The following is a 1,396-nucleotide window of genomic DNA, read 5'->3' as shown; positions in this document are numbered from 1 at the left end:
GTTTTGGGCGATCAGAAGTTTGCGGCCGAGATTGAGCAGGCATTAGGTAAACGAGTTTCGCAGGGGGTGTCAGGACGCCCAAGGAGTGTGAGCTAAAAGAATAGAAGAATAGTGGTCTGACCCCTATTTCACTATTTCCAGCTTGGTACCGCTAAGACACCCGGTGGTAAGCAAATCAACTATCATGCTGCGGATCGTATGGTAAATCCGCCTAAAGGCAGAGAACCGATGACCATTCTGGAAGTGGAGGATTTTATTGATACCGCAGATAAAATTAGAAAAATAAAAATAGATGATCGTGGTACCTCAGTTACCCTCATGAACTCTAAATATCCTAAAGCTCAAATTGCTGTGGATGGGGATCGTATTATTACAGTTGTTAATCCGGTAAAGAAAAAATGACGATAAATAATTTGATTGAGCATCTTGATAGATTTGTGAGCGGTTCTAATATTTCGGTTCAATGGGCAAAAGACGCGGAAACCCTTCTGGATGAAATTGAAGAAAATGAAGGCTTTGGTAAATTTGAAAATCTGTTTGATGAGCTGCAGGAAAAGCTTTCGCTTTATCGGCCTGGTGGCGGAGAGCATCTTATAGATGAGTTTGAAATGAAACTGTTCTGTATAAGGGTTGTTTCAGCACTTTTAGAAGGGAGGTAGGCAATAGGGTCAGTCCGATATTGTCCTCCTGTGAAATAGGGGAATATAGGAGGCAGACCACGATTAGTGCCCTAATGTATATTGGTGGTCTGACCCCTATTTTTCCAAGGTGTAACAGTCAAAGTCGGTGTTCCCGCCCCCAGTAAAACAGGTGTAGCAGAATTTAAGGTGGAACCATGGACCAAGAAGTAATTCAGTGCGAGCGCTCGGGCGTAAACCCGAAATGGCCCTCCTTCAAAAGTGTGCTGGGGCGCATAGCCAAGGGGCCACACGTCTCAGATGAATACGAGTTGAATGGCATCCGTGAATATGTTGAGCGCGGCGATGCATTTGCGAAGCCATCAATGCCTGTACCGAATAGTGACAACGTTACGCGTAGTAGCTCCGAATGGATGGCCGTCACACGAGCCCACAAGGTATTGGCAACCGCACCAGATAACCCGCAATGGCTTCTGGAATTGGCCCATTGGCTGCGCTATTACCAAGTAGGAATTTGGCAGTTGTTCTTCTGGGCGGGTCAGTTCGACATTATTGCCAAAGCGGCAGGCAATGATCGACGCCGCCAAAACTACAGCATCCAAACCGCCACCAATATGATGGCCGCGATGGCGATCCTAGGATGGAAGGATGCCGTCATCCATCAGGGCTATCTCACCCATGCGGCTCTCAACCGTGGGCATCAATTAGTGATTGAGTACGAAGAGCAACACCGCCGCGCCCAAGCCTTTATGCTGCGT

At 47.2% G+C, this 1,396-nt stretch carries 2 protein-coding genes and 1 pseudogene; all 3 read left to right on the top strand.

What is annotated here, in order from left to right; all coding sequences use genetic code 11:
* Window positions 1–228 precede the first annotated feature (228 nt).
* Window positions 229–402: a hypothetical protein gene (locus AO064_RS30760; protein WP_156521574.1), complete on the top strand. Its 174-nt coding sequence runs from the start codon at window positions 229–231 to the stop codon at window positions 400–402.
* Entirely contained in the window at window positions 399–659 is a 261-nt protein-coding gene (locus AO064_RS21785) for a hypothetical protein (protein ID WP_064054623.1), read from the top strand. The genes AO064_RS30760 and AO064_RS21785 overlap by 4 nt, the downstream gene beginning before the upstream one ends.
* A gap of 344 nt (window positions 660–1,003) precedes the next feature.
* Window positions 1,004–1,396, top strand: a pseudogene (locus AO064_RS31900) (hypothetical protein); the annotation flags it as partial.

It is taken from the genome of Pseudomonas marginalis, assembly GCF_001645105.1.
Lineage (GTDB): Bacteria > Pseudomonadota > Gammaproteobacteria > Pseudomonadales > Pseudomonadaceae > Aquipseudomonas > Aquipseudomonas petroselini.
The sequence above is the reverse complement of the archived record's forward strand: the minus strand, read 5'-3'. Positions and strand labels throughout refer to the sequence as shown.

Excerpts from the sequence above, each read along its gene's own strand:
- AO064_RS30760 (WP_156521574.1), top strand. The coding sequence starts at position 229 with ATGACCATTCTGGAAGTGGAGGATTTTATTGATACCGCAGATAAAATT.
- AO064_RS21785 (WP_064054623.1), top strand. The coding sequence starts at position 399 with ATGACGATAAATAATTTGATTGAGCATCTTGATAGATTTGTGAGCGGT.